The following is a 1,520-nucleotide window of genomic DNA, read 5'->3' as shown; positions in this document are numbered from 1 at the left end:
GGAAGCGCGGCGGAATCCTGGACCGCCGGATGGGAGGGGCGATGTACCCGAGGGAGGACAGGGGGAGGATCCTCGCGGACCTCGAGGAGAGCGGGATGCTGCCGGGGGCGTTCGCGAGGTCGAGGCCCGGGTCGCCCTCGGCCTCGACGCTCCGCCGCTGGGCGAGGCAGGCGGAGGAGGGCCTGCTGGAGGTCCCGCGGCGCGAGGTGAGGGGCCGGGCGGAGGGGCGGCCCAGGCACGGGCGCTACCCGGGGGAGACGGTGGCGGAGGCCGTGAGGCTCGTCTCGGGCGGGGCGCGCCCCGCGGACGTCGCCCGCAGGCTCGGCGTCTCGTCCGGCGGGCTGGTGCGGTCGTGGTGCAGGAGGGCCGCCGGGGCGGGTAGAACCCCCTGGAGGGGGGCGGTGCGCATGGGCGGCCCGGCGGAGGACAGGATAGCGGAGCTCGAGGCCGAGCTCGCCGAGGAGAGGATGCGCTGCGCCGCGCTCAGGGAGCTGATGCGCGACCCAAAAGCAGGCGACCCGGCGAGCCTCTCGAACTCGCGGAAGGCAGAGTTAGGCGAGAGATTGAGGAGGGGCTGCGGGTACCGGCTCCGGGACGTGCTGACCCTGTTGAGGATATCGAAGAGCTCATACGAGTACGCCAGGCGCGCGAACGAGGCGAGGGGTGAGCGCTCGGAGCGCACCGCCCGCCGCGTCCGCCGCGCCTGGGAGGCGAGCGGGCGCACCTACGGCTACAGGCGCGTCTGGGCGTCCGTGAGGTCGGGGGCCGACGGCCTCCCGCCGGAGGGGGTCTCCCAGCTCGAGGTGCGCCGGGCGATGCGCGCGGCGGGGATCAGCGGCAGGAGGCCGAGGGCGGGCAGGCCGTGGAGCTCCTACGCGGGCGAGACCGACGACCGCCCGGCGAACGCGCCCAGGGAGCGCGCGGCCGCCCGCCGCGCCGCCGGCGAGGACTTCCGGCTGGCGCACGACTTCTCCGCCCCTGCGCCCGGGGAGCTCGCGGTGACCGACGTCACCGAGTTCTCGATCCCGGCCGGGAAGGTCTACCTCTCGCCCGTCATCGACTGCTTCGACGGGGCGCCGGCGGCGTGGTCGATCTCGCGGCACCCGGACTCCGCGCTCTGCGACGGCTCCCTGCGCGCCTACCTCGACGGCCTGCCCGCGGGGTCGGCGCCGACCGTCCACACCGACGGCGGGGCGACCTACCGCTCGGCGTCCTGGAAGGCGATCGCCGGGGAGCGCGGGGCGGCCAGGTCGATGTCCCGCAAGGCCTGCTGCCAGGACAACGCCCGGGCCGAGGGCTTCTTCGGGACGCTCAAGGAGGAGTTCTTCTACGGCAGGGACTGGTCGGGCGCCTCGCTCGCGGCGTTCGAGGAGGAGCTCGACGGGTACCTCAGGTGGTACGCGACCGGGCGCCTCAAGGCCTTCCGCGAGGGCGGGCGGACGGTGTACGATACGATCGCCGGGCGCAGGGGGCGCCTCGGCTACGCGACGTAGGCGGTCCAAGGTGGCCGCCGCACTCCC

At 75.3% G+C, this 1,520-nt stretch carries 1 protein-coding gene; it reads left to right on the top strand.

Annotated elements, in window-relative coordinates; genetic code table 11:
* Positions 1-29 precede the first annotated feature (29 nt).
* Positions 30-1,493, top strand: coding sequence for an IS3 family transposase (locus BN423_RS10950; RefSeq protein WP_081588367.1), 1,464 nt, complete (start codon positions 30-32; stop codon positions 1,491-1,493).
* The last annotated feature ends 27 nt before the right edge of the window (positions 1,494-1,520 follow it).

The sequence above is a fragment of the Enorma timonensis genome (assembly GCF_000321165.1).
Classification (GTDB): domain Bacteria; phylum Actinomycetota; class Coriobacteriia; order Coriobacteriales; family Coriobacteriaceae; genus Enorma.
The sequence above is the reverse complement of the archived record's forward strand: the minus strand, read 5'-3'. Positions and strand labels throughout refer to the sequence as shown.